The following is a 25,149-nucleotide window of genomic DNA, read 5'->3' as shown; positions in this document are numbered from 1 at the left end:
TTGTATTTTTACTTCAAGGGAAGGGGATAATGGAAGTTTCCCTACGAAAATCTCGAATTATTTCGGTACGGAAATCCCACATATTTTGTTAATATTTACAATGGTGATTAAATAATTTTACACACCAATTTAGGACAATGATTATTCTTTTAATCTTGAAAGGCTTGAAGAAAGCAATTCCGATACACGCGTTTTCAAACTTTCCGGTTCCACAATCCTCGCACAATCACCAAACATCATATACCAGCGTGCGAAACCATGTTCCGGATCCCGGCTCATAAAGGTCATTTCAACTTCGCCGTCATTTTCTGTTTCAGAAACAAAACCGTAGCCGCGACGGTCAGCCATGATGTATTTGGCAATATTTTTATCGAGTCGGATGACGATTTTGGTTAGGTTTTCGTTTTTATCATCGTGTAAATATGTTTCCAGCGCTTCATGGAATAATGAGAATGGCTGGTCCGTCATTTTAATATGGTGAATGCGGTCTGTCCGGAACTGGCGGTAATCTTCCCGGAGGTAGCAATACCCATAAATGTACCAGTTGTTGTTTTCGTGAAACACGCCCACCGGCTCGATGATGCGTTCGATCGGTCCGTCAGACGCGATGGATTCATATTGTAAGATAACCTGCATTTTTTCTCCGATACTCCTGAAAATTGAGGTTAGGGCGTTTGGCGCTTTTTGGTCAGTGGCCTGCCCGCTGTTTCGGATCAGCACTTTTGATTCCATATCCGTCACAAGGTCTTTGTCGGAACTTTTCAACACCGCTTTGAGTTTGTACATTGCCGCGGCATAATGGTTCCCGAGTTCCTTGTCTGTGAATTGCTGCATCAATTTTTCGGCAGCAATGAAACTTTGTGCTTCTTCGCGTGTAAACATGACCGGCGGCAGCCGATAGCCCTCCATTAACGAATACCCGACACCGGCTTCGCTGTATATTGGCACACCGGAAACTTCGAGTGTCCGGATGTCTCGGTAAATGGTCCTGAGGCTCACTTCAAACCGCTCCGCAAGCTCGTGTGCCTTCACTACTTTCCTGGATTGCAGTTGGATCAGGATCGCGACAATGCGGTCAAAACGTTTTGGAGATTCGTCGAACATGGCTCAAGATGCAGTTACAATGTTGCAAAGTAACAAAGTTTGTTTAAAGTTTAAGGATTAAAGTTGCCTGCACCTTAAACTTTAAACCAATATATTGAAGAATTTATCCGAACTTTAATAGCAATAAATATAGTATGAAAAATTTCGATATCATCACGCTGACTGTAAACCCTTCACTGGATAAAAGCACAACATTTAAAGGTCTGGTGCCTGAACAGAAGATTCGTTGTGAAAATCCACATTATGATGCCGGTGGCGGCGGAATTAATGCGTCGAAAGCCATTGCAAGGCTTGGCGGGGAATCGTTATGTGTCTTTACTTCAGGTGGAGATACTGGAAAGCAGCTCGAAGCTTTGGTCCAAAAGGAAAAGATTGAGACCCTCACAATTCCTGTCTCACATCCGACACGGGAAAACCTGATCGCACTCGATTTAAATACGAATTCGCAATACCGTTTTGGATTTCCAGGAGAAGCTTTGTCAGAACCAGAGCAACACGGGATTCTGGAATCTATTGCTGTTTTAAAGCCGAAGTTCCTCGTAGCCAGTGGTAGTTTAACGGAAGGTATGTCGCCTGATTTCTACCAGCAGATTGCCGAAATCGCGAAGAAGTCCGGCACAAAATTTATCGTAGACACCTCAGGCGAAGCGTTGCAAAAAACGCTCGACACCGGCGTATACCTCGTCAAGCCCAACGTGGGGGAACTCGCAAAACTCGTCGGCGTGGAAAAACTCCACACAGACGAAGCCGATGATGCCGCACGCACGCTGATTGAAAAGGGACAGGCAGAGATTGTGGTGGTGTCGCTTGGTCCGCAAGGCGCTGTATTAGTGACAAAAGACATCACCGAATTCGTTCCCGCACCAAACGTTCCGAAGAAAAGCACCGTCGGCGCCGGAGACAGCATGGTGGGCGGCATGGTCTGGGCATTGTCGGAGGGCAAATCCCTAAAAGAAGTGATCCGCTGGGGCGTGGCCTGTGGCTCTGCAGCGACGATGAATGAGGGCACACAGCTGTTCAAGGCGCAAGATGCGAAACGACTGTACGAGTGGCTAAATAAAAAATAGTCAACAAAAAAACCCCGACAACAATCTCGCTATCAGGGTCTTCATTTATAATTCAAAATTTATAATTTAGAATAAACGTCGTCTAATCATTCAACTTCAACACCGCCATAAACGCTTCCTGCGGAATTTCTACATTCCCCACCTGGCGCATGCGTTTCTTTCCTTTTTTCTGTTTTTCGAGCAGTTTACGCTTACGTGAAATATCCCCACCGTAACATTTGGCGGTAACGTCTTTTCTCAACGCTTTTACGGTTTCACGCGCGATAATCTTGGCGCCAATCGCTGCCTGGATTGGAATGTCAAATTGCTGGCGCGGAATCAGTTCCTTCAGCTTCTCCGTCATTTTTTTTCCAATATGGTATGCATTATCGGCATGAATCAACGCGGAAAGCGCATCCACCGGATTGGCATTCAATAAAACGTCCACTTTTACCAGGTTTGATGTCCGCATTCCAATGGGATGGTAGTCAAACGACGCATACCCTTTTGAAACGGTTTTCAATCGGTCGTAAAAATCAAATACGATTTCCGCGAGTGGCATATCGAAATTCAATTCGACTCTTTCTGTAGTTAAATACGTTTGGTTGGTAATCACACCACGTTTCTCAATACACAAAGACATTACGTTGCCTACAAAATCCGATTTCGTGATGATCGTGGCCTTGATGTAGGGTTCTTCCACACGGTCCAGCCTTGATGGCTCCGGAAGATCGGACGGGTTGTTTACAATAATTGCCGTTTCCGGGTCTTTCTTGCTAAAGGCATTGTATGACACGTTGGGTACCGTAGTAATTACCGTCATGTCAAACTCGCGCTCGAGCCTTTCCTGGATGATTTCCATGTGAAGCATACCCAGGAATCCGCAACGGAAACCGAAGCCTAAGGCCGCAGAACTCTCCGCCTGGAATACCAGTGAAGCATCGTTAAGCTGCAACTTTTCCATTGAGTTGCGCAATTCTTCGTAATCTTCTGTGTCAACGGGGTAAATTCCGGCGAAAACCATCGGTTTTACATCCTCAAAACCCGTAATCATATTGGTGGTTGGCGTCTTGGCATCGGTTAGGGTATCGCCCACTTTCACTTCTTTCGCTTCCTTAATTCCTGAAATCAGGTAACCCACATCGCCTGCGGAAATCACTTGTTTCGGAACCTGATTTAGTTTCAAAGTGCCGATTTCATCCGCAAAATATTCGTTTCCGGTTGCCATGAACTTGATTTTCTGGCCTTTTTTGATTTCGCCGTTTTTCACGCGGAAAATAACCTCAATACCGCGAAACGGATTGTATACTGAGTCAAAAATCAGTGCCTGTAAGGGTTCCGTCGGGTCACCTTTAGGCGCCGGGATCTTTTCGATAATAGCCGCCAATATGTTTTCTACGCCAAAGCCGGTTTTTCCGGAGGCGTGGATAATATCTTCGAGTTTACAACCCAGCAAGTCAATGATATCGTCGCTCACTTCCTCGGGATTTGCACTTGGAAGGTCGACTTTATTCAATACCGGGATAATTTCCAGGTCATTTTCCAGGGCAAGGTATAAATTTGAAATCGTCTGCGCCTGGATGCTCTGTGCGGCATCAACAATCAAAAGCGCACCTTCACAGGCCGCAATAGAACGGGAAACCTCATAAGAAAAGTCAACGTGGCCCGGCGTATCAATCAGGTTCAGGATGTATTGTTCACCTTTATAGGTATATTCCATCTGGATCGCGTGGCTCTTGATGGTAATCCCGCGTTCGCGTTCCAGGTCCATATTGTCCAGTAGCTGCGCTTTTTCCTCGCGAGCAGTCACAGTTTGTGTGGCACCTAAAAGCCGGTCAGCCAATGTGCTTTTCCCGTGGTCAATGTGTGCAATAATGCAAAAATTCCTGATATTTTTCATGTTCTCTTTTCGTTCTTTTTTTGGGCGTGCCCCTTCGGGTCGGGCTTTTCGCGGTGCACGGCACCTTGCTTCAATCCCTCACGCAATGCCTTGTATCATGACGTTTTATGGTTCTTTTGGAACGCCTTTCGCCAGTCGGCAAATATAATCTAAAGTTTCGGGATTTCACAGCTTTTGCCCACAACCAGAAGGAATCAGTCACAAAATCCATAAACCGCAGACTTTTCAGTCTTTTTTCCTGTCGGTATGATGGTATGCGACTGGAACTTTTTCCCGGCAATCACATTATTTATAAAATCGAGGATCAGGTATTGGTCTTTTTCGAAAAGCGTTCCGCTGTATTCATGTCCGCCACCACAAAAAGTAAAGAGCGATACGTTTCCATTGAGGTCTTTCGCATAATTGTAAATGGAAAATGACCCGAATAACATCAGCCATCCGCTTGCGTTTGTCGGGCAATAGTGGTGCGCGGCAGTAGCATAAGGAACCGTCGTATCCCCGTTGCCGTGAAAAAGCATCATCGGGATTAAGGTATTTTTATTGATTAGATTGATGTCCATAATCGCACCCGCGCCGGAAACCAATCCTGCATACCTAAAATTATCCGGTAGTTTTACGTCGTACATTTTCATCAACTCGCGATTCCAATGCGATGCATGCAATACCGTTTCGCCGCCCGCACTTGAACCGGCGATGAAAATTTTTTCTATGTCAATATTGTATTTGCTTTTATTTGATAAGAAAAAAGAGGTCGCAAGCCAAAGATCATTGGCGCCATATTGAAACGCTTTTACTTTCTCTGCCAGCACGCCGTCGCAGCTGAATTTTTTACCTTTCATGTAGAGCGTATAACTGATTGACGCTGCGGCAATTCCATTTTGCGCGAGGTATTTGCAAATGGGCTGCCCATCTTCTTTTTTACCAATCGAAAAGCCGCCACCATGAACAAACAGCAGCAATGGCAACTTTGTGTCAGGCATTTTTTCAGGCAGGAATAAATCGAGGTCGAGTTTTAACGTGTCGTTTTGAAAATAGGTAATCGTCTGCATTCTTTGGGCGGACGCCTGAAAGCACAAAAAACAGCTAAGGGCAAGGAGCGCATTTTTCATCATCCGGGTTACATTACGATTTCATTGGCGGCAGGTCAAATGCTTTGGCTTCGTGTTCAAAATGGTTGCGGTGTGATCCATCGCAAAAAGGCTTATTGGCAGACAAGCCGCAACGGCAGATGCTTAACGTTGTTCGTCCCTGCAGTCCGTATACGTTGCCGTCTTTATCGACGATTTCAAAATCGCCTTCTATTTTAACAGAACCGTTGTTGTTGATCGTTAATTTTGTTTTACCCATGTTAAATTTTTTAAAGTTTTTAGTTTAAGGAGACTATAGTAAATGTTATTCCTGGTTTGTTTTCCACTCGGAATACGGATGGTTGCTTAAATATGCGTTGTAATATTGCTTGTTTCCAGTCACTTCCATACCAAGCCAGGACGGTTTTTCGAAGGCTTCATTTTCGTCCTTCAGCTCTATCTCTGCAATCAGCAGCCCTTCATTTTCGCCGTGAAATTCATCAACTTCGAAAGTGTGCTTGCCCACAGGGATTTCGTACCGGGTTTTGTCAATGATGCCTTTTTCACATAATGCCAATAGCGGTTTAGCATCCATCAACGACAATTCAGTTTCCCATTCCAGCCGGGTAGTCCCGCTTTCGTTTCCTTTCCCTTTTATGGTCAGAAACCCGATTTCACCTTTGATTCGGATTCGTACCGTGCGTTCCGGATGGGAATTCAGATAGCCCTGGGCAATGTGGTTTTTAGCCGAAGCCGAAGCCTTGAAATCGTCAGAGGTTACGAGAAACTTGCGCTCAATTTCAATCATTGTAAGTGTACTTTCTTTCAAATGTATCACTATTTTTTGATTGTAGACGTTCTCTTTTTTTCAAAACGTGCCTAAATTTGTGCCATGGCGGATTTCAATACAGCGCGCAAAATTATTCATGTTGATATGGATGCCTTCTATGCGTCTGTGGAACAGCTGGATAATCCTGAGCTCCGTGGAAAGCCGCTTGCCGTGGGAGGGAGCGAACACCGCGGCGTGGTTTCGGCGGCGAGTTACGAAGCGCGTAAATTCGGTGTGCGAAGTGCGCTAAGCGGCGTTTTGGCCAAAAAATACTGTCCGGAACTGATCTTCGTGCGGCCACGGTTTGACCGATACAAGGAAATTTCTCAGAAGATCCGTAAGATTTTCCTTGACTACACCGATCTGGTAGAGCCATTATCACTTGACGAAGCCTATCTCGATGTCACCCAAAACAAAAAGGGCAATCCGAGCGCAACTTTAATCGCACAGGAAATCCGCAGGAGGATTTACGATGAACTGGGACTTACGGCATCGGCAGGAATCTCCATAAATAAATTTATTGCTAAAGTAGCCTCCGACTACAACAAGCCAAATGGACAGAAAACGGTCACGCCGAGTGAAGTCATCCCTTTTCTCGAGGCACTTCCGATTGGGAAATTTTATGGCGTTGGCAAGGTTACACGTGATAAAATGTATCAGTTGGGGATTTTTACCGGACTGGATTTAAAACAAAAGCCGCTGGAATTTCTTGAGAAGCATTTTGGAAAGTCCGGAGGATATTATTACCATATTGTGCGCGGCATCCACAATAGCGAAGTCAAACCGGAACGCGTTGCAAAATCTGTGGCAACAGAGCATACGTTCAATGAAAACCTGACTTCAGAGATTTTTATGGAGGAAAAGCTTGAAACGATAGCAGCAGAATTGGAAAGGCGACTGAGGCGCTACAATATTGCAGGAAAAACCGTTACTTTGAAAATCAAATACAGCGATTTTTCCTTGCAAACAAGGAGCAAAACACTGCCGTATTTCATTTCTGATAAGTCATTGTTGTTTGACACGGCGAAAGAGTTATTGTATCAAGAGCGCATGAAAGATTCGGTACGGCTGTTGGGAATTTCGCTCAATAACTTGAATACAGAAGTCAAAAAAGCAGTTGTTGTGCAGCTTAGGTTTGATTTTTGAGCGTTGAACAAGCGTTAAAGATTTTTTTTTTAAATTGTAATACGGAATATAAATTTACTTTTGTTTAAATATTGTACGGAATGGTTGAACTAAAAGCATATGATGAAATCGCGGCGCAGTTTTCTGAAAGCAGGAAACAGCCCAGGCTCCCATTAGTTAGTTGGGATATTTTCGCATTTCATTTACAACAAACTAATGCGACGGAATCCGATTTACACCAATTGAAGTCTCTTGCGGACAAGAACCGCTGGGTTTTTGATTTTGGTGAATTGCGCGACATTGAACATGATACGACAATTGTGGTGACCGACCCAAATGTCAGGATTGTATTCTCTACCTCTAATGTCGTGGCCATGACGGGTTATGAAGCAAAGGAATTAATCGGCCAAAGCCCAAAGATGCTTCAGGGTGAAGGCACTTCTGGGAATACAAAAGCCACTATTCGCGAAGCTGTTGCAAACCTAAAGCCGTTTGAGGGGATTATCGTCAATTATCGCAAAGATGGAACGCCTTATGACTGCAAAGTCAGGAGTTTCCCGATATTTAATTCAAAAGGAGTCCTTTCCCATTTTATCGCTTTTGAGAACGTAGCCTAATCGCTTCTCTACCGTCCAAATCTTACTATGAAATATACCTTTTTGCCCGAAACTGCCGTGAAGGTCAGTACACTTTGCCTTGGAACAATGACATTTGGGAGGCAGAATACTGAAAAAGAAGGACACGCCCAAATTGACTTTGCTCTCGAACAGGGAATCAATTTTATAGACACGGCGGAAATGTACCCCGTACCTGCAATTGAAGAAAATTACGGTTCCACAGAAAAAATCATTGGGACCTGGATTAAATCATCGGGAAAAAGAGATCAAATTGTGCTCGCTTCGAAAATCGCTGGTGCGAATCGCGGGTTGCCCTATATCCGTGAAGATTTGCGCTACACGCCACAAACCATTGTCTCTTCTGTCGAGAAAAGCCTGAAGCGTCTTCAAACGGATTACATTGATTTATACCAGCTGCATTGGCCTGAGCGTAAATCCAACATGTTTGGGCAATTGGGATTCACAATCCAGAATGATCTATGGGAAGACAACACGTTTGAGATATTGGAAACCTGTCAGCATTTGATCCAGCAGGGAAAAATCAGGCATTTTGGAATTTCCAATGAGACCCCGTGGGGATTGATGCGTTTCCTCGAAGAAAGTAAAAAACACAACCTGCCAAAAGCCATAACGGTCCAAAATCCTTATTCTTTGGTAAACCGGTCGCTCGAAGTTGGGTTGGCGGAAGTTTTGTACCGTGAAAAAGTTGGATTATTGGCGTACTCACCACTTGGTTTCGGAATTCTTACCGGAAAATACGGAAAAGGCCGGATAAGCCCAGAGGCGCGGCTCAACCTGTTCCCCAATTTCACCAGGTACAATTCCGACGAAGCCCGAAAAGCAGCCGCGCTTTATGTGAAACTCGCTGAGGAACATGGCATGATTCCTTCACAGTTGGCATTGGCATTTGTGCGGGCACAACCCTTTGTGACGAGCACTATTATTGGCGCGACGTCTTTGGAACAGCTTAAGGAAAATATTGAGGCACACGCCCTGAATTTAAGTCCGGCAATCTTCGAGGAAATTGACAGCATGCACCGGCAATTTCCAAACCCTGCACCGTAATTAATCTACCAACAATCGCGTTGTCGATTTTATCCCAAGATGATCTTCGGTATTGACCAGATAGACACCAGCTTGCAGGTTGCTGATATCAATTTGCTCACTTTCACCGCTAATGTCCTGCTGCAACAATTGTTTGCCGCTCAGATCAAAAACCGATAACGCAACCGGGAAAGCGCCGCCCGCGGAACGGATGTTAAACACGTTGGAAGCCGGGTTAGGATACACATTAAAGGCTGTCTTTTCATTGTCGGGAATGCTTAACGACGTGTCTATTACTTTATAAATTACGCCATTTGCTGACGAGGCAATAAACAAATCGTTTGCAGCATTCACCCCAAATGTGGTAAAGCTACCGCCAGGCTGGACACTTGAAAAAGTAACGGTGCCTGCGCCATCCACCATACCAATTTTATCGGAACAGTAATCTGTAAAGAAATATTTCCCGACAAAATTCGGATAAGTGGTACCACGATATACGTAGCCGCCGGTTACCGAACAATTGCCGCTACCAGTAGCAGACGAGTAGATGGCAAATGGGAAAGTCAATGTATTCTGCGCCGCGCAACCGGAAGTATCGAAAGCACTGTTGCCTTCATAACAACGCCATCCAAAATTGTAGCCGCCATCGCCGGCAGCCACTTTGTTTATTTCTTCGACATTTTCCTGGCCGACATCTGCGATCCACAGATTTCCGTCGGTTGTGTCAAACGAGAATTTCCATGGATTCCGCACGCCAATGGACCAAATTTCGTCTGCGCCATCAATCCCGACATAAGGATTAGTGCCCGGAATACCATATGGGGTTCCCCCATCGACATCGAGCCGGAGCATTTTACCCAACAATTCATTTTTATTTTGCGCACGGTTTCCGGGATCGCCGCCGCTTCCCCCGTCGCCCATTCCAATGTAAAGGTATCCGTCAGGGCCAAATCGCAACGTACCGCCGTTGTGGTTTGAAAACGGCTGCGGAATGGTAAGCAATATCGTCGCGCTTGCTTGATTAGCCACATTGGCATTCGCGTCACTCACTGAATACCGCGCAATGACGGTGTTGCCGGAGGTATTGGTATAGTTCACATAGAAAAAACCATTCGTGGCATAATTGGGATGAAACGCCAGCCCTAAAAGCCCGCGCTCACCACCTGTGCTGATGAGTGAAGAGATGTTCAGGAATGGTGACGGATTGATGGTCTGGTTTGCATTCAGGATTCGGATGGTGCCGGTTTGTTGTACGACAAATAATCTGCTGTCTCCGGCATGTACGATTTCTACAGGTGAATTGAAACCCGTCGCGAATAATTGTGTCCCAATGGTTTGGGCCGCCGCAAACGTAGAAATGAAGGCGGTAAAAAAGTATAAATATTTCATAGCGAATAATTTAAGTAGGTTGTGTCATCGTAAAAGTAGGAATTTTTTAAGCAAAAAAAAACCTCATAAGCTTATGAGGTTTTAAAAACAATTATAAATTATCAATCCGTTTGTCTTTCGGGTATTTCACTTTATAGCTGATCCGCAGCTTCTTTGTTTCATTCGGTTTCAGGTTCAGCTGCCAGGTCAGGATGCCGGTTTCGGTGTTGACTTTAGCGCCGTCGCTCTCCTTTAGCTCGATTTCTATTTCTTTGTCAGGACTCAACGGATATTGGTCTTTCACCATGATGTTTGCGGTTTCTTTTTTATTGTTGCGGATGGTGATGTCATAGGTGAAAGTCTGCTCTTTTTTAGACGACAGGAACCTGGTTTCTGATTTGTCGATGATTTTCTCCCTTTTGATGCTGATTTTCTTATCACGGCCCATGCTGAGGTTTAAAGTATCCGCAGTTTGGTTCGGGTTGATGGAGGTTTTCCCAACGTACAGACCTTCAAAAATAATGTTTGCTTCACCAGGCAGCAGATTGTATTTGGAATAATCACTGATTTCGGCGAGCAAGAAGGCCTCTTTCTCTATTTTTGGAACGCTGTAATATTTGTACGAAGCTGGCAGCTGGATTTCCTTTAACGCAACACTGTGTGCTTTGCCGTTCGACAGGATGTCATAAGGTATGTCAATGTCGAAAGAAATGTTGAGCTGGTTTTCATTGATGGTGGTGTAGTTTGTCATGCTTGCTGACTTGGTTTTCGCGTAGCCGACGCTTAATCCCGGTGCCTGGCCTTGTATTGTATTCACCATCCGCTCATCTTTCGTTTCTTTAAACATGTCATTTTCAAAAACACCATAATTTAAGAACCAAGCCTGTAATAAAGGCGCCTGGTTGTTTTGCGTGGGGTTGCCACTTGACAACGTCAATTTTACTTTCTTCCAATCAATGCCGGTGGTTTGGGTGACGCGCGCTTTATACATCATCTGGATCGGCTCAATAATGCTATTCGCCCGTAAGTCGTAAAACGGCTGCCATGAGGCGCTGCCTGTAAGGTAATTGAGATCAAAGTCGACATTTCCGGCCACTTCATTCATCACCTGCAAAATCAATTTTCCCTTGGAAATCTTCTCCTCATTTTTAGTGTTGACCTCGAGCTTGGTGTTTAACTTAGCGATGAGGTCGTTGAGCTTTTTAATTTTCTCTTCAAGCACATCATAGTTGTTGCTGATCTCTGTTCGTTTGGCCTTATAATATTCCACAACTTTAGCGAGTTCTGCGAGATTTAAACCTGTATTGGTTCCGGAAACCTGTTGGTTTTTGTCCAGTAGTTCCAGTGTTTTGGCTTCTGAATTCAGGGCGTTTGTAAGCCGATTGACTTCTTTTGATACCAATTGAATGCTATCGCGCACTTTTTTGACTTCAGTAGAATTCTCGTCAACCTCATATTCACTGATATAGTTGTTGGTAAATTGAACCGATAATACGGTTACCGTCGACGGCGCACCAATTTGTATGGAACCTTCGTTAAGATAGTCAGCGACATTTTTCACAATAATCTCACTCGTACCTTTCGGCAAAGTCGCTGAGGTTGATTGGGATAATTCAGCTCCGGCGAAGTAGACTGTTGCTGCTTTGGTCTTTGCAGTTACAAATATTGGTTTTTGGGCGAAAGCCATGCTTCCGATCAGAAGCAGCAGAAAGGGAAGATTTTTCATAATGTAAGTTTTAGCGTATTTATTCATGAGTATCACAATAGGAAATTGGTTGGGAAAGAAACGGATTATTTTTCGATAGTGTAGCCTTTTGCCCTGGCTAATTCGGCAATGGACGTGGTGATGGCCTGGCCCAGATCGTCCTGCGTTTTGGAATTCCTGAGTTCGTCGTCAATAAATGCCTGGCGCTGTTTGGCCAATGCCGTCATTTCAGACTGAATCGCTTCGCGCTCTTTGGTTTTTTCGGCTACAAACGCCTTGATTTCCTCCGTCGTTTTACCCTGTAATTCTTTCGGAAGCTCTTCTTTTTTCATACGGGAAAGCGCTTTGTCGTCACTTTTGACTTTATCGACCAAATCCCAGTTTTTGTTCGTGTAAACCGATTTGGATTTGCTCACGGCACGCTCCGTGTAATTTGCTTTCGAAACCGTTTCGGCATTTCTGTCCTGGATTTCCTGAGCCATTTTTTTCTCTTTACCAATCGATCCATAGCCGACATAGGTGCTGTTGAGACGCTCATTGCATTTGTAGATCCTGTCGTCGTAAGGTGTGACAACATAACGCACTTTGGCATCCGAATCGATATTAAAGTATTTGCCATTTCCTTTTTCGGCGCCGTCTTTCCAATGGGTGTTGATGCCTTCTAAAGCATTTCCGCAAAAAATGGTATTCACATAAATATCATTTTTCAACGCGTCGCTAATACTTTCTTTGTAGCTTATACGTCCCTGGTCAAATGGCTCATTTCCGGCGATGTAAAGGAGTTTCATATTAGATTTTTCAGTCGCCCACTGCAGTTTTTTGGTGGCATCCTGTATGACTGCGCCACAGTATTCCGAGCCGCCATTGGTACGGAGCGAGAACAGTTTTTCAGAAATTAAATCTAAGTCAGACGTCAATGGCGTCACCTGGCGGATGTAATTGGCCTCAGCAGAAAGGCCGTCGTTGCCGTATTCATAAAGACTGATTTCAATATCCGGCGTCTTTCCGGAATATTTCAACGTAGTCAGCGTATTTACGATGTTCCAGAGTCGCGATTTGGCCTGTTCGATGAGCCCGTCCATGCTGTTGGAAGTGTCGAGCAATAGTGCCACCTGAATTTTTGTATTTTCAGTTTTGGCATGCCGTGCCATGACAGGTTTATCTCCGTCGTTGTTTTTACAGCCTGCGAAAGATAAAGAAGTTGCGAGCAGGATTGCGGTAAGTGTGATCGGTGTTTTCATAAGAAGTAATTTTGGTTAAACGGTTTGATCTTTATTCCGGAACCAAAATTATCCACATCCTGAAATCGATTTTTGAACAATGGGTGAAACAACGGTTTGACTTGGTGAAAGCGATAGGAAAAACGTAAGGAATTAAGTTACTTTACATTCCGAAAAATACACTATGCGAATGTCCCATCTCAGGCACACCTTTTATTCATTGCTGCTATTGCTGCTCATCCCGGCATCAGTACGACCGCAGGATACCGTAAAAAAGTTACAGCCGCCTGAAGAAAAGAAAGTAAAGTCAAAGACGAATTCGGTCGCCAGGGAACTCAAGGACTCCTTTGAAAAAAATGACCAGCAGCGCATCGCCAGGAACTATGAAGCATTGGCGGAAACGTTCATTAAAAAAGAAGACTATGCAAAGGCGGAAGAATACCTAAAAAAGGCGATCCTGTATACCAAATCGGACCAGACGGAAGATCTCGCAAGGCTCCGCCGCAGTATTGCTAAAGTGCAGGAAAATCAGAAGAAATTCGGCCCGGCGGTCACTAATTATAAAAAGGCGGCTGCGACAACGGATAACAAATTGCTTGAACAAATGAATTCCAATGACTTTAAGCGCTTAGAGAACGCGGGCAATCCCCAGGCTCAGGAAAGCTACAGCCGCTCTAACATTTCATTGGCGGACAAATCGGCAAATAAAGAGGAAGCTGCTGACGCATACATCCAGAATGCAGAATTAAACGTTAGGACGAACAATGCCGTCGGCGCAATCGAAAGCTATGAAAAAGCCATCACTTACAGCAAGGACAGGCCTGATGAGGTGATCAAGATCAAGAACGAAATAGCGAAAGTGTACACGTCGGGCAAACAGTTTGACAAAGCCATTGAAATTCACGGAAAACTATTGGACGATGCCCGGAAAAATAAAGATAGTGATAACGAAATCAGGCAATTGTCATTGCTGTCAAATGTTTACTTTAAAAATAGTCAATCCGAAAAGGCGGTCGATTTATTGAAAGAAGCGTATCAAATTGCGGCTAAAAACGGCCGTACCAACGACGCTAAAGCAAGCCTTTCAAAGTTATTGGAATATTACAAATCAGTTGGGAATAATCAGGAAAGTCTCGCTTTGTACGAAGGCTTTTTCAAGAATTTTGACGCGTTGGTGCGCGCTGACAGTTCGCTTGTTGATGCGAAGACATTTCAGGTTACCGAAGAGAGAATCCGGCAGCTTGAGAAGGAAAAAGGGCTCAAAGACGAATTGATTGCGAAGAAAAATACGTTCAATTATTTTCTGATAGGTTCGATGTTATTGTTGCTGTTATTTGTCGGTTTGATTGCCAAAGCATTGTATTCGATTAAAATCAAGAACAAGGAAATCGCGCTACAGTCGCTTCGCCGTGAAATGAACCCACATTTTATATTCAACAGCCTGAACAGCGTGAACCAGTTTATCTCGCAGAACAATGAGTTGGAAGCCAATAAATACCTGTCCTCTTATTCGGTGCTGATGCGCAATATGATGGAGAATTCCAATAAGGATTTTGTTTCGTTGAGCAACGAAATCGAGCAGCTCACAAAATACCTCGACCTGGAACACCTGCGTTTTCCCGATCAGTTTACATACAACATTATAGTGGATGATGAAATTGACGCGGAGCAGTCGTTAATCCCCAACATGATTATCCAGCCCCATCTCGAAAATGCGATATGGCACGGTTTGAGATATATTGAATCCAAAGGCTTTTTAACCCTCTCGTTTACATTGGAGCAAAGGAAAATTATTGTCCGGATCGAGGACAATGGAATTGGACTTGAGCGAAGTGCGGCGCTGAAAACGGCCAATCAGAAAATCCACCAGTCACGTGGAATAACCAACACCAAAGAGCGCATTGCACTGTTGAATGATTTGTATAAAAAAGAAATCGCTTTTTCGATCGCTGAAAAAACACCGCCGGAAACGGGTACCGTTGTAACCATCACATTTCCGTTAACGCACAAAATATGATGACATTTCAAAAAATAACTGCAGTAATTGTAGAGGATGAAGCCGCAGCGCGTGAAGTCCTGCGAAATTACATCGGGAAATATTGCCCGCAGGTAGCGATTGTCGGTGAGGCGCAAAATATCAGGGAAGCGGTACCTTTGCTGCACGATTTACAGCCGAGCCTGGTTTTTTTGGATGTCGAAATGCCTTTCGGAAATGCGTTTGATGTACTCGAGGCCTGTAAAGACCTTCAATTTGAGACGATCTTTGTTACCGCGTTTTCAGAATATTCCTTAAAGGCCCTGAACCAAAGTGCTGCGTATTATCTCTTAAAACCCATTAGCATCGAAGAACTGATTATCGCGGTAAATAAAGTGCAACAACAAATCCAGAACCAGGAGATCTTTAACCGAAATAAAATCATCCTCGAAAATTTTCGTGAACCAAAAGCAGAAAAGCAGCAGGTTATTTTACCCACTTCGGAAGGGTTTGAAGTCGTAAAGATGGAGGACATTGTCAGGCTGCGCGGCAATGGGAATTTCACTGATTTGTTTCTGGCGAATGGGCATAAGAAGATGGTCTGTAGGTTTTTAAAACACTTCTCCGATATTCTTCCGCTTCCATTTTTACGCGTGCACAAATCACACATCATCAATCTTAATTTTGTGAAATCTTACAACAAGGGAGGCTCACTCACATTGCAGGACGGCACTGAAGTAGAGGTATCACCAACGTATAAGGAAGATTTCCTGAAGCACTTCCGCTAAAATTCAAATTCTTCGTCAATTCTCAAAGAGTCAACAACGGTAGTATCTTTGACTTTCAGCCTGATGAAGCTTTTGGCAGGGCCGGATATCAGTACGGGAAGCGATTTGTACAATGTATCTTCCGCAATGAGCACACCACGGCGCAGCATCAGGTTTGTGAGGTTTGTTTGGTTCTTTTTGGCATACGATTTCAGATTTCCGTCACCATCAAACTGCCACATAAAATGTTTCGGACTTGGGATAATTGTCGCGAGGTACAGGCATTCATTCAACGACAATTCTGAAGGGCTTTTCTGGAAATAAAAACGGCTCGCTTCTCCAATGCCGTACACGTTCGGACCCCATTCGATGATATTAAAATACACTTCCAGCATGCGCTCTTTGCTCGAAATGCGGTTGTTTTCAAGAGTGTACACCAACAATATTTCCTCTAGTTTTCGCGACAGTGTTTTTTCCCGCGTCAGGAACACGTTCTTAATCAACTGCATACTGATGGTACTGGCGCCCCGCGAGAATTTTTTGGTCCTGATGTTCTTGATAATTGATTGCTTAAACGCTTCGCTGATGAATCCCCGATGCGAAAAAAACGAAGGGTCTTCCGTAGTGAGTACTGATTTACGCAGGTAAGGCGAAATCTGGCTTAACGGTGTGTAATTGGGATTTCCGGGCCCAACAAGGATGCCGCGCTGTTCCCTGCCGTTTTCGATGGCATGATATATAAATTCCCCATTGAGTTTACTCAGGTTTGCGTCGCCATACTTAAGGATTTTAAGCCCTTCCTTTTCGAGTTTGCTGTCGAAAACCAACGCGCCCGGTTTATTTTTGTTAAACATAAAATCAAGATTGTAACTGAAGTTCCCTTCGGCTTCCATCCCTTGTAAATGTGAAAACAATCCGTCCGGAAGGGAAGAGATGAAGTCCTGTGCTTTCATTTTCGGGATGTTTACTTTCAATTTATAAACCGTATCGGATTCGGTATCATAAGACACATACGGATGAAATTTCAGTTTGTTCAGGCTGACAGTCGACGCGCTGTCAATCGATATGAAATTTTCGCCGAGCAGGAACCGATAGTCAAAACGTGCGTTTTTAATCGTAACATCTTTACTGGCAATACGCCGGTGGTTGATTTTAAGATTGGCAATGGACGCAAATCCGTCAACATGTAGTTCGTCACCGTCCATATCAATGTCATCGACTTTTACCCTGATGGAATCAAAACTGGATTTGAAGTGATAACGTTCATCGAGGTAAGGTATTTTTATGGCGCCGGTATCGATGTTGAAAAACCGAATATCCGCTTTATTGTGTCTCGGGTCTGCAAAACCTGCCAGCCGCCAGTTTTGCGAAAAATTTGTTGTGCGGACATTAATCGAGGTTTCGAGTTGCTTGTCAGCCAGACTGAGTTTACTGAATAGGATATTGGCTGTTTTACCATTATCATTGAGTCGGAACGCGAGATTTGTCAGTTGCATGTCTGTCGGAATCAGGTTCAAGCCTTGAGATATCAGGCGGTAAGCCCATTCGGCATAATCGCGTTTTTCACTGGGCAGGTCGTTTTCACTTTTCTTTTTAAGGAAGGCGTCGAAGTTTTTTGTTTCGCCCCGTTTGACCAATTGTACAAATCCATCATGCAGTTCCAGCGTGCCAAGCTGTACCTCGCCGAACATAAGTTTCCAGAAATTCACACTGGTTCTTACCTTTTTGATATTTAACAGCGTGTCGGCATTTTTTGGCACTAAAGAAACCTCTTCCATCCTGATTCCTGAAAAACCTTCAAAGGCGGCGTTCCTAACTTTAAAAGTGCTGTTGTATTCCCGGTCCATTTTATTGGAAACCCTTGCAATGGCTTTCTCCAACAGTGTATTCCTGAAAATAAAAAAACCGACAACGATCATCACAAAAAAGACTGCGATGATTTTCAGGGCTAAGTATATTTTCTGCTTTCCGGTTCTCATAGGGTAATTTGATAATATTTTAGCCGAATAAATCTCCGGCGACTTCTTCGATGCGGCCTACCATCATCACTTTTATGCCGAAATTCTTCGCCGAAATTTTGTTGTGCTTTGACACAAAGATCGTAGAAAATCCTAACTTTTCTGCCTCCTGTATGCGTTGTTCTATGCGGTTAACCGGTCGGATTTCGCCTGAGAGCCCCACCTCGGCGGCGAAGCAAAAATCCCTACCGACAGGAATATCCTCGTTTGATGAGAGGATTGCCGCAACAACGGCAAGATCAATTGCCGGGTCGTCGACGGTAATTCCTCCGGTGACATTCAGGAAGACGTCCTTCGTACCCAACCTGAATCCTGCGCGTTTTTCAAGCACAGCCAAAATCATGTTCAGCCTCTTGGCATTGTATCCCGTCGTGCTTCTTTGTGGTGTTCCATATACCGCAGTGCTCACCAAAGCCTGAATTTCTATCATCAAAGGGCGCATGCCTTCTAGCGTCGACGCAATGGCCGTCCCCGACAATTCTTCGCTTTTTGGGGAAATCAGGATTTCAGATGGGTTTGAAACTTCGCGCAATCCGCTGCCCTGCATTTCATATATGCCCAGTTCGGCGGTTGAGCCAAAACGGTTTTTAAGCGATCTTAGTATGCGGTACACATGATTTCGGTCGCCTTCAAACTGCAATACCGTGTCGACCATGTGTTCCAATATCTTCGGCCCTGCAATGCTGCCGTCCTTCGTGATGTGGCCAATAAGGATTACCGGCACATTCGACTCTTTTGCAAATTTAATGAGCTCGGCGGTACATTCGCGGATTTGAGAAATGCTGCCGGGCGATGCCTCGATGTAATCGGTATGCAGTGTTTGTATAGAGTCTATGATGACCACTTCCGGTTCGATTTCTTCGATCTGGCGGAAGATATGCTGTGTTTTGGTTTCGGTTAAGATGTAACAGTTGTTTGGGGCCTTGGTAATCCGTTCAGCACGCATCTTAATCTGTTTCTGGCTTTCCTCCCCTGAAACATACAGCGTTTTAAAAGGAAGTTTCAGTGAAATCTGAAGTAGTAGTGTGCTTTTACCGATACCCGGCTCGCCGCCCAATAAAATCAATGAGCCAGGAACGATACCGCCACCCAGTACGCGGTTAAGTTCACCATCCCGACTGTCCATACGGATTTCCTGCGAAGAATCAATTTCGTCGATCTTTAATGGTTTGGCAGCTTTTTTTGTGGAATTGTCCTGGCTTTTCCACGACATCTTTTCTTCTTTCTGGATTACCTCTTCAACGATAGTATTCCATTGTTTACAGGAGTTGCATTGCCCCTGCCATTTCGAATATTGTGCGCCGCAGTTCTGGCAAAAAAAAGACGTCTTAATTTTCGACATTATTTACTTCCTCCTTTTTTTAATTCATCTGCTTTCTCGAGCATCATGTCTTTGGTGAGGTCCCCGATTTCGTCCATAAGGTAAGCGTTCTGATATGCTTTCGCTGCCTTTTTAGTATCGCCTGTTTTTTCATAAAACATGCCCATCTCATATTGGGAGAGCATTGATTTTGGGTAACTTTTTTTAGCAAGTCCTGCTAATTTTTCGAATTCCTCAAACGCATTGTTTTTGATAATTGCGGCTTCGATGGCTTTGAAATCACCCAAACGGATTGGCATTTTCATCCCATAAGACTTTTCGATAATTTCATATTTTTTTACGAGATAATCGACGTATCCTTTTTCCATTTTTACGATTTTCTCCTGAAATTCTGCCGTTGATATAGGCTGGTATTGCCCGAAGATATGGTATAGTGAGTTTGGAATGCCGTACAATACGAGCGAGTAATGTGATGCGCCTTTAAATTCGTCGTACTCATAATAGACATTCGGATGAAGAATGGTTTTGATGTTTTGATCTAATGTACGCATGCTCGCCAGGTTTTTTTTCAAGTCACCGTCACCACTTGCCAGGTAATAAAAAATTGGCTTTTTGGTTGTTTGCAGCATTACGGGAATGCGCTCCATCATTTGTTCACCAAATTCCGGGCTGAAACAGATGTAAGCGTTAAAAAGTGGGTTTTCTTTATACAAAAATAGGTTCAGAAATCCTGCCGTAACGTCGTGCCCGCCGATAATTCGGAATGGTGAAAGCCTGTATTTTTTTTCAACAGCCGGAAGCAATTCTGTCCCTATAAAATCAAAGAATGCGGCGCCAGATTCGGTGGGCAATCCCTCTTCGTCCATTACTGAATCGGCGTTTCTTTCCTTTTGCTGGCCGCTGTTTTGGTTAACGGCGACAATAATGACTTCCGGAAGGTCGTCCCAATAATTTCCGTAGGCCAGCGCGCCATCATAAGCATCCAGCAGATATTCGCCATCCAACAAAAGCAATAGCGGATATTTACGGTCCTTATTTTTGCTGTATGATAACGGAAGCGAAACGGTAAATTCGCGGTCCATGTTTAGCTTTTCCGAAAAAATAGTGTCACGGCTTCTTTGAGAGAAAGCAGGCATGCAAAGGAGGAAAGCAAGTAGAATAATAATTTTTTTCATAGTCCGCCGATGGTAAAATTCAATGAATCTTTTGAAACAGTCGGGGAAGTTAAGAAATTATTTTTTTCTATTCAGGATGGGGAGTAGGAAAATTGAGATTACTCCGGTGATTACAACGAGTAAAATCTGGGAAATCCAGACAATCCACCCAAACGCGTTGCCTACGGTTTCAGTTATTCCATAAAAGAGCAGGATTTTTGACATCAACACTGGGTAAGTGCCAAATCCACTGCTGGTTACAGCAATTGTGATACTGCCCACGAGAAAAGAGGAAAGTACAGCGCCTACACCAATATCGCTGGTTTCAGTCAATGTGAAGATCGTGATGTAAAACATCGCGATATAGCTTACCCAGATAAACAGGGTATGAAAAATATAAGGCCACTTTTTCTTCATTTTCACCACACTGAGCATTCCTTCCTTTAAACCGGACACTTTGGCTTTCAGTGTCAGGATGAAATTCATTTTCGAGTAAAAATAAAGCAATAGTGCGATGATGGTTAATAATGTGCCGATGGCGAGCAACCAGATTGTTTGCTGTAATGGGATTTTATCCAATACAAATTTCTTCACAGCTTCAAATTGAACAAAGACCGTGAGAATCATCAAAAAAAGCAACACAATCGAATCAACAATTCGTTCCGCAACGATGCTTCCAAAGCCTTTATCGAAAGGGATATTATCATATTTTTTAATAAGCAGTGCCCTGGAGAATTCCCCTGAACGCGGGATGGACAAATTCATTAGATATCCCACGGAGATGGCCATAAAGTTGTTTGCAAACGAACTTTTATAACCCATGTGTTCCAATGAAAATTTCCAGCGATACGCTCTGGACGCACAACCCAAAGTGGAAATAATCAGTGAAATGATGATGTAGAAATAATCCGCACGACGAAAATGGGTTTTGATTTCCTTTAATTGCGCTGCGGTAAATTTATCATAGGTGTAGACAATCAGGATTACTCCCAATAGCAGAGGCAATGTAATTGAAAGCCATTTTGTAAGGCGACTTTTCACACGCCTACGTTAAGGAGTTGTCTTTCTCATTGGGAAAAACCAGCGAAGGTGTAAAAGATTTTGCTTCTTCAAAATCCAGGATTCCGTAGGAAATAATGATAATTATGTCGCCCTTCTGGACTTTTCTTGCAGCGGGACCGTTAAGCGTGATTTCGCCACTGTTTCGGTTTCCTTTGATGGCATAGGTTTCCAGGCGCTCGCCGTTGTTGATGTTCACGATGGAAACTTTTTCACCTTCAATAATATTGGCGGCGTCCATCAAAGCTTCATCGATGGTGATGCTGCCGATATAATTCAGGTCGGCGCCAGTAACACTGACGCGGTGGATTTTTGATTTTACAACTTGGATTTGCATGGCGCAAAAGTAATTAATTAAATGAAATCGTGTCAATTAAACGAATATCGTTAACAAAAACTGCTATAAAAGCACGGTATTTTTTGTTTTTGCTCTTACGGATTATTGGTAATAAGGTCGATTCGTCAGCAATTTCGAAATATTCCAGCTTGAAATCTTTTTGCTTTTGAAATAATTTGTCAACATATTTTGCAACTTCGTTTACACTTTTCGTGCCAAACATTTTTTTGGCGTGTTGTAACGTACTGAAAATGACAGCGGCTTTTTGCTTTTCTTCAGGTGTAAGGCGCTCATTTCTAGAACTCATGGCCAGCCCATTCGGCTCCCGAAAGATGGGTCTTCCGATTATGCGGACGGGGATTTGGTATTTTGAAACCAGCTTTTTCACGATTTGTAGTTGCTGAAAGTCCTTTTCGCCAAAATAAGAATTGGTGGGTTTCACGATTTCGAACAGCCTTTTGACAATGGTTCCCACGCCGTCAAAATGACCTGGCCGGTGGCGCCCTTCCATTTGATTTTCCAACCCGTCGAAATTAAACGATTCTGATTCGGTTTTGCCATTGTAGATGTCGTCGACGGTAGGCGCATAGATGATTACTGCATCGCTGACGGTTTTGATTTTTTCGACATCTTTTTCCAGTGTTCTGGGATATTTTTTGAGGTCGTCTGGATTGTTAAACTGTGTTGGGTTGACAAAAATGCTCATCACGGTAATGTCGTTATCTGTCAAAGACTGTTCAATAAGCGAAAGGTGTCCCGCATGCAGCGCTCCCATGGTTGGTACAAAACCCACCGTTGTTTTTGCAGTCACGATGGATTCGAGATGCGATTTTAGATCGGACTGGCGTTCAAAAATGACCATGGGTAGTTGTATTAATAATTTGCAAACTTAAGATTTTGCCCAATAAATCCATAAAATTTTGTACTTTTGCCTGTTTTTTATCGGCAATACATAAAGTGTAGAATTATATGGAGGATAAGAGGATATTATTTGTATCATCTGAAGTGGTGCCTTATTTGGCGGAAAATGAAGTTTCTTCAATGTCCTATGATGTTCCAAAAATGATTAACGATCAGGGTGGACAGATCAGGATTTTCATGCCGAGATATGGCAATATTAATGAACGCAGGCATCAACTCCATGAAGTAATCAGGCTTTCCGGAATGAATCTGGTAGTCAACGATCTTGATATGCCGCTTATTATCAAAGTGGCGTCGATCCCTAAAGAGAGAATTCAGGTTTATTTCATAGATAACGACGAGTATTTTAAGAGGAAGGCGACGTTTGCAGACGAGGAAGGGGTAATGTATCCGGATAATGATGAACGGGCGATTTTTTTCGCAAAAGGGGTCGTTGAAACAGTTAAGAAACTGAATTGGGTTCCTGATATTATCCATGTGCACGGTTGGCTTGCCGCCATGCTGCCTATTTACATGAAGCATTACTATAAAGACGAAGCGCTGTTTGCACATACAAAAATAGTGACCTCCGTTTATACCCAACAGTTTGATGGAACACTGAACGCGGAGATGATCAACAAAGTGAAATTTGATAACATTCCGGGTGAGGCTATTACAGACCTTGAAATTCCAACTTACGAGAACATTCTTAAGGCATCAATTAACCACTCGGACGCCGTAATTATTGCGTCTGAAACCGTATCCCCAAGTTTAACAAAATTTATAGAATCGTCGGGAAAACCTTTTTTACCTTTCGCCCCGAAAGATAAATTCGCAGCGGTTTACACCGATTTTTACAAAACTAAAGTTCTATAAATTATTTTTATACCCATGAATTACAAAACATTAATAAAGTCTTTTTTTGCCCTGTCTGTTACAGCTGTTTTTTTTGTTTCCTGCGATAAGGATTATAATGATATTGGCTCCGATGTAATTGGTGAGGACCACTTCGGATTTGAAAAATATACTGGCGCTACCGTTGTCGCATATGATAAGGCGACGGGTGTGGTCCAATCCAATAATCTTGAAGTGAATCCGTTGGGGATTTATAAAAATCCAACGTTTGGAATTACAAAAGCATCGTTTGTAACACAGCTCGAAATGGACGTTACAAATGTTGGTGTTAAATTTGGCAATAATGTCGCTGTGGATAGTGTTTTTCTTTCTATTCCTTATTTTTCCAAAAAGACGGCGACTGCTACGGATGGTTCCGGAACCTATACGTTGGATTCCATTTACGGTAGTGGCAAAATGGACCTCAGGGTTTTTGAGAATGGATATTACCTGAATGACCTGGACCCAACAACAGGGTTCGATGAAGCTCAGAAATTCTATAATGATGATCCAAATATTGATAATTTTAAAAAGAGGATTGATGCTTCGGGTAATTATGACTTAAATGGCCGCGCATTGAATGACAGCACGGCAATATCACAAAACACGGCTTTTTCTTTTAGTGAAAAGGAAATTATTACAACAACCACTGAGCCGGGAGAAGATCCTGTTGTTTCAAGAAGTGCCCCGGCGATGAGGCTTAGGCTGAACAGGTTTTTTTTCAAGAAAAAATTAGTGGATGCGTCTTCAGAAAAACTTTCAAATAACGCCACTTTCAGGGATTATTTTCGCGGTTTGTATTTTCAGATAGAAGATGATGCTTCTGATGACGGAACTGCACTTGCGATGATGAATTTCAAGAAAGGAACCGTTACAATGGCTTACAAAGAAGATAAGATAATCCGTAACAAAGCGAATACAGCTGACAGTACTATTCGGGTTTCCAAGAAATTCATTCTTAATCTGGTCGGCAACACGATTAGCCTACAGCAACACACCGACGAGGCCGCTTATGCAAACGCGCTGAACGCTGCGAATACTACATTGGGTGATGAAAGGTTGTACGTAAAAGGAGGTCAGGGGTCCCTGGCAGTTATTGATTTGTTTGGGCCTGATAACGATTCAAACGGTGTTGCGGATGAACTAGAGACCATGCGGAACCAAAATTGGCTGATCAATGAGGCCAATCTTACATTTTATGTTGATCGGGCAAGTATGAAATCGGATGAAGCGTCCAGTGTTGTGAAGCCACGGGAGCCGGAGAGATTGTATCTGTTTGACTTAACGAATAAACGGCCGCTTCTTGATTTTGCGACTGATGGAACTACTAATTCAACCCTTACAAAACTAGGGAAAGTAGTGCATGACGGAATTATACAGCGCGAAGACGTTGACGGTGGGCGTGGTATAAAGTACAGGATTCGCATTACAAACCATTTGCGCAACCTGATCAAAAATGACTCAACTAACGTTAGGCTCGGACTTGCGGTTACAGAGTCGATTAACATTATTTCGAACGCCAGACTGAAAAATTCTATAACTTTGCCAATACCGTTCACTGGTAACGCAACGACGTTGGACAGGATGCCGTCCGCATCCATAATGCATCCGTTAGGAACAGTATTGTGGGGAAGTGCGCCTACAGTGGCAGATGATAAGAGACTAAAACTCGAAATTTATTATACAAAACCAAATTAAT

At 43.5% G+C, this 25,149-nt stretch carries 22 protein-coding genes; 8 read left to right on the top strand and 14 right to left on the bottom strand.

Features of this window, described 5'->3' with window-relative positions:
- Positions 1-141: 141 nt before the first annotated feature.
- Complete coding sequence (locus tag CFE23_RS01015) at positions 142-1,104, bottom strand: YafY family protein (protein WP_291082687.1); 963 nt, start codon at positions 1,102-1,104, stop codon at positions 142-144.
- 134 nt (positions 1,105-1,238) lie between these two features.
- Here CFE23_RS01015 and CFE23_RS01010 point away from each other — a divergent pair, with 134 nt between their 5' ends.
- On the top strand, positions 1,239-2,171 hold the full coding sequence (locus tag CFE23_RS01010) for a 1-phosphofructokinase family hexose kinase (protein WP_291082684.1): 933 nt from the start codon (positions 1,239-1,241) through the stop codon (positions 2,169-2,171).
- A gap of 82 nt (positions 2,172-2,253) precedes the next feature.
- Here the strand turns inward: CFE23_RS01010 and lepA are convergent, their stop codons facing one another.
- From lepA to CFE23_RS00990, 4 genes are all read right to left on the bottom strand, one after another.
- Positions 2,254-4,050: a translation elongation factor 4 gene (gene lepA, locus CFE23_RS01005; protein WP_291082682.1), complete on the bottom strand. Its 1,797-nt coding sequence runs from the start codon at positions 4,048-4,050 to the stop codon at positions 2,254-2,256.
- A gap of 194 nt (positions 4,051-4,244) precedes the next feature.
- Positions 4,245-5,159 carry a carboxylesterase family protein gene (locus tag CFE23_RS01000; protein WP_363331540.1) on the bottom strand — a complete coding sequence of 305 codons (915 nt, stop codon included), beginning with the start codon at positions 5,157-5,159 and terminating at the stop codon, positions 4,245-4,247.
- Positions 5,160-5,172: 13 nt separating this feature from the next.
- Entirely contained in the window at positions 5,173-5,397 is a 225-nt protein-coding gene (locus CFE23_RS00995; RefSeq protein ID WP_291082677.1) for a CDGSH iron-sulfur domain-containing protein, read from the bottom strand.
- Between the two features lie 45 nt (positions 5,398-5,442).
- Positions 5,443-5,925 (bottom strand): CYTH domain-containing protein, encoded by a 483-nt coding sequence (locus CFE23_RS00990; RefSeq protein WP_291082781.1) that lies wholly within the window; start codon positions 5,923-5,925, stop codon positions 5,443-5,445.
- Positions 5,926-6,009: 84 nt separating this feature from the next.
- Here CFE23_RS00990 and dinB point away from each other — a divergent pair, with 84 nt between their 5' ends.
- From dinB to CFE23_RS00975, 3 genes are all read left to right on the top strand, one after another.
- On the top strand, positions 6,010-7,092 hold the full coding sequence (gene dinB / locus CFE23_RS00985; RefSeq protein ID WP_291082675.1) for a DNA polymerase IV: 1,083 nt from the start codon (positions 6,010-6,012) through the stop codon (positions 7,090-7,092).
- Positions 7,093-7,172: 80 nt separating this feature from the next.
- Positions 7,173-7,688, top strand: coding sequence for a PAS domain-containing protein (locus tag CFE23_RS00980; RefSeq protein ID WP_291082672.1), 516 nt, complete (start codon positions 7,173-7,175; stop codon positions 7,686-7,688).
- Positions 7,689-7,715: 27 nt separating this feature from the next.
- On the top strand, positions 7,716-8,753 hold the full coding sequence (locus CFE23_RS00975) for an NADP(H)-dependent aldo-keto reductase (protein WP_291082669.1): 1,038 nt from the start codon (positions 7,716-7,718) through the stop codon (positions 8,751-8,753).
- Here the strand turns inward: CFE23_RS00975 and CFE23_RS00970 are convergent, their stop codons facing one another.
- The 3 genes from CFE23_RS00970 to CFE23_RS00960 form a co-directional block, all read right to left on the bottom strand.
- Positions 8,754-10,121 (bottom strand): PQQ-dependent sugar dehydrogenase, encoded by a 1,368-nt coding sequence (locus CFE23_RS00970; RefSeq protein WP_291082666.1) that lies wholly within the window; start codon positions 10,119-10,121, stop codon positions 8,754-8,756. It lies immediately after the preceding gene.
- Positions 10,122-10,212: 91 nt separating this feature from the next.
- Positions 10,213-11,826: a DUF4139 domain-containing protein gene (locus CFE23_RS00965; RefSeq protein ID WP_291082663.1), complete on the bottom strand. Its 1,614-nt coding sequence runs from the start codon at positions 11,824-11,826 to the stop codon at positions 10,213-10,215.
- Positions 11,827-11,891: 65 nt separating this feature from the next.
- Positions 11,892-13,046, bottom strand: a complete 1,155-nt coding sequence (locus CFE23_RS00960; RefSeq protein ID WP_291082660.1) for a vWA domain-containing protein — start codon at positions 13,044-13,046, stop codon at positions 11,892-11,894.
- 169 nt (positions 13,047-13,215) lie between these two features.
- On the opposite strand from CFE23_RS00960, the gene CFE23_RS00955 reads away from it, so the two are divergent.
- Both CFE23_RS00955 and CFE23_RS00950 read left to right on the top strand, forming a co-directional pair.
- Positions 13,216-15,042 carry a histidine kinase gene (locus CFE23_RS00955; protein ID WP_291082657.1) on the top strand — a complete coding sequence of 609 codons (1,827 nt, stop codon included), beginning with the start codon at positions 13,216-13,218 and terminating at the stop codon, positions 15,040-15,042.
- A complete protein-coding gene (locus CFE23_RS00950) occupies positions 15,039-15,788 on the top strand; it encodes a LytTR family DNA-binding domain-containing protein (protein ID WP_291082655.1) in 750 nt (249 codons plus the stop codon). Before CFE23_RS00955 ends, CFE23_RS00950 begins: the two co-directional genes overlap by 4 nt.
- On the opposite strand, the gene CFE23_RS00945 is transcribed toward CFE23_RS00950, so the two are convergent.
- From CFE23_RS00945 to panC, 6 genes are read right to left on the bottom strand one after another with little or no spacing between them, the layout of a single operon-like run.
- Positions 15,785-17,746 carry a biosynthetic peptidoglycan transglycosylase gene (locus CFE23_RS00945; RefSeq protein WP_291082652.1) on the bottom strand — a complete coding sequence of 654 codons (1,962 nt, stop codon included), beginning with the start codon at positions 17,744-17,746 and terminating at the stop codon, positions 15,785-15,787. The genes CFE23_RS00950 and CFE23_RS00945 overlap by 4 nt on opposite strands.
- Positions 17,747-17,765: 19 nt before the next feature.
- The gene (gene radA, locus CFE23_RS00940; RefSeq protein ID WP_291082649.1) at positions 17,766-19,127 is read right to left on the bottom strand and encodes a DNA repair protein RadA; all 1,362 of its coding nucleotides are present in this window, start codon (positions 19,125-19,127) and stop codon (positions 17,766-17,768) included.
- Positions 19,127-20,281 carry an alpha/beta hydrolase-fold protein gene (locus CFE23_RS00935; RefSeq protein ID WP_291082645.1) on the bottom strand — a complete coding sequence of 385 codons (1,155 nt, stop codon included), beginning with the start codon at positions 20,279-20,281 and terminating at the stop codon, positions 19,127-19,129. The genes radA and CFE23_RS00935 overlap by 1 nt, the downstream gene beginning before the upstream one ends.
- Positions 20,282-20,338: 57 nt before the next feature.
- Positions 20,339-21,301: a lysylphosphatidylglycerol synthase transmembrane domain-containing protein gene (locus CFE23_RS00930; protein WP_291082642.1), complete on the bottom strand. Its 963-nt coding sequence runs from the start codon at positions 21,299-21,301 to the stop codon at positions 20,339-20,341.
- 4 nt (positions 21,302-21,305) lie between these two features.
- A complete protein-coding gene (gene panD / locus CFE23_RS00925; RefSeq protein WP_291082639.1) occupies positions 21,306-21,656 on the bottom strand; it encodes an aspartate 1-decarboxylase in 351 nt (116 codons plus the stop codon).
- Positions 21,657-21,669: 13 nt separating this feature from the next.
- The gene (panC, locus tag CFE23_RS00920) at positions 21,670-22,518 is read right to left on the bottom strand and encodes a pantoate--beta-alanine ligase (protein WP_291082636.1); all 849 of its coding nucleotides are present in this window, start codon (positions 22,516-22,518) and stop codon (positions 21,670-21,672) included.
- 107 nt (positions 22,519-22,625) lie between these two features.
- On the opposite strand from panC, the gene CFE23_RS00915 reads away from it, so the two are divergent.
- Positions 22,626-23,432: a glycogen/starch synthase gene (locus CFE23_RS00915; protein WP_291082634.1), complete on the top strand. Its 807-nt coding sequence runs from the start codon at positions 22,626-22,628 to the stop codon at positions 23,430-23,432.
- 15 nt (positions 23,433-23,447) lie between these two features.
- Complete coding sequence (locus CFE23_RS00910) at positions 23,448-25,148, top strand: DUF4270 domain-containing protein (protein ID WP_291082631.1); 1,701 nt, start codon at positions 23,448-23,450, stop codon at positions 25,146-25,148.
- Position 25,149: the final 1 nt, after the last annotated feature.

It is taken from the genome of Flavobacterium sp. BFFFF1, assembly GCF_002256285.1.
In the GTDB taxonomy this organism is placed as follows: Bacteria; Bacteroidota; Bacteroidia; order Flavobacteriales; family Flavobacteriaceae; genus Flavobacterium.
This window is presented reverse-complemented; position numbering and strand designations above follow the sequence as displayed.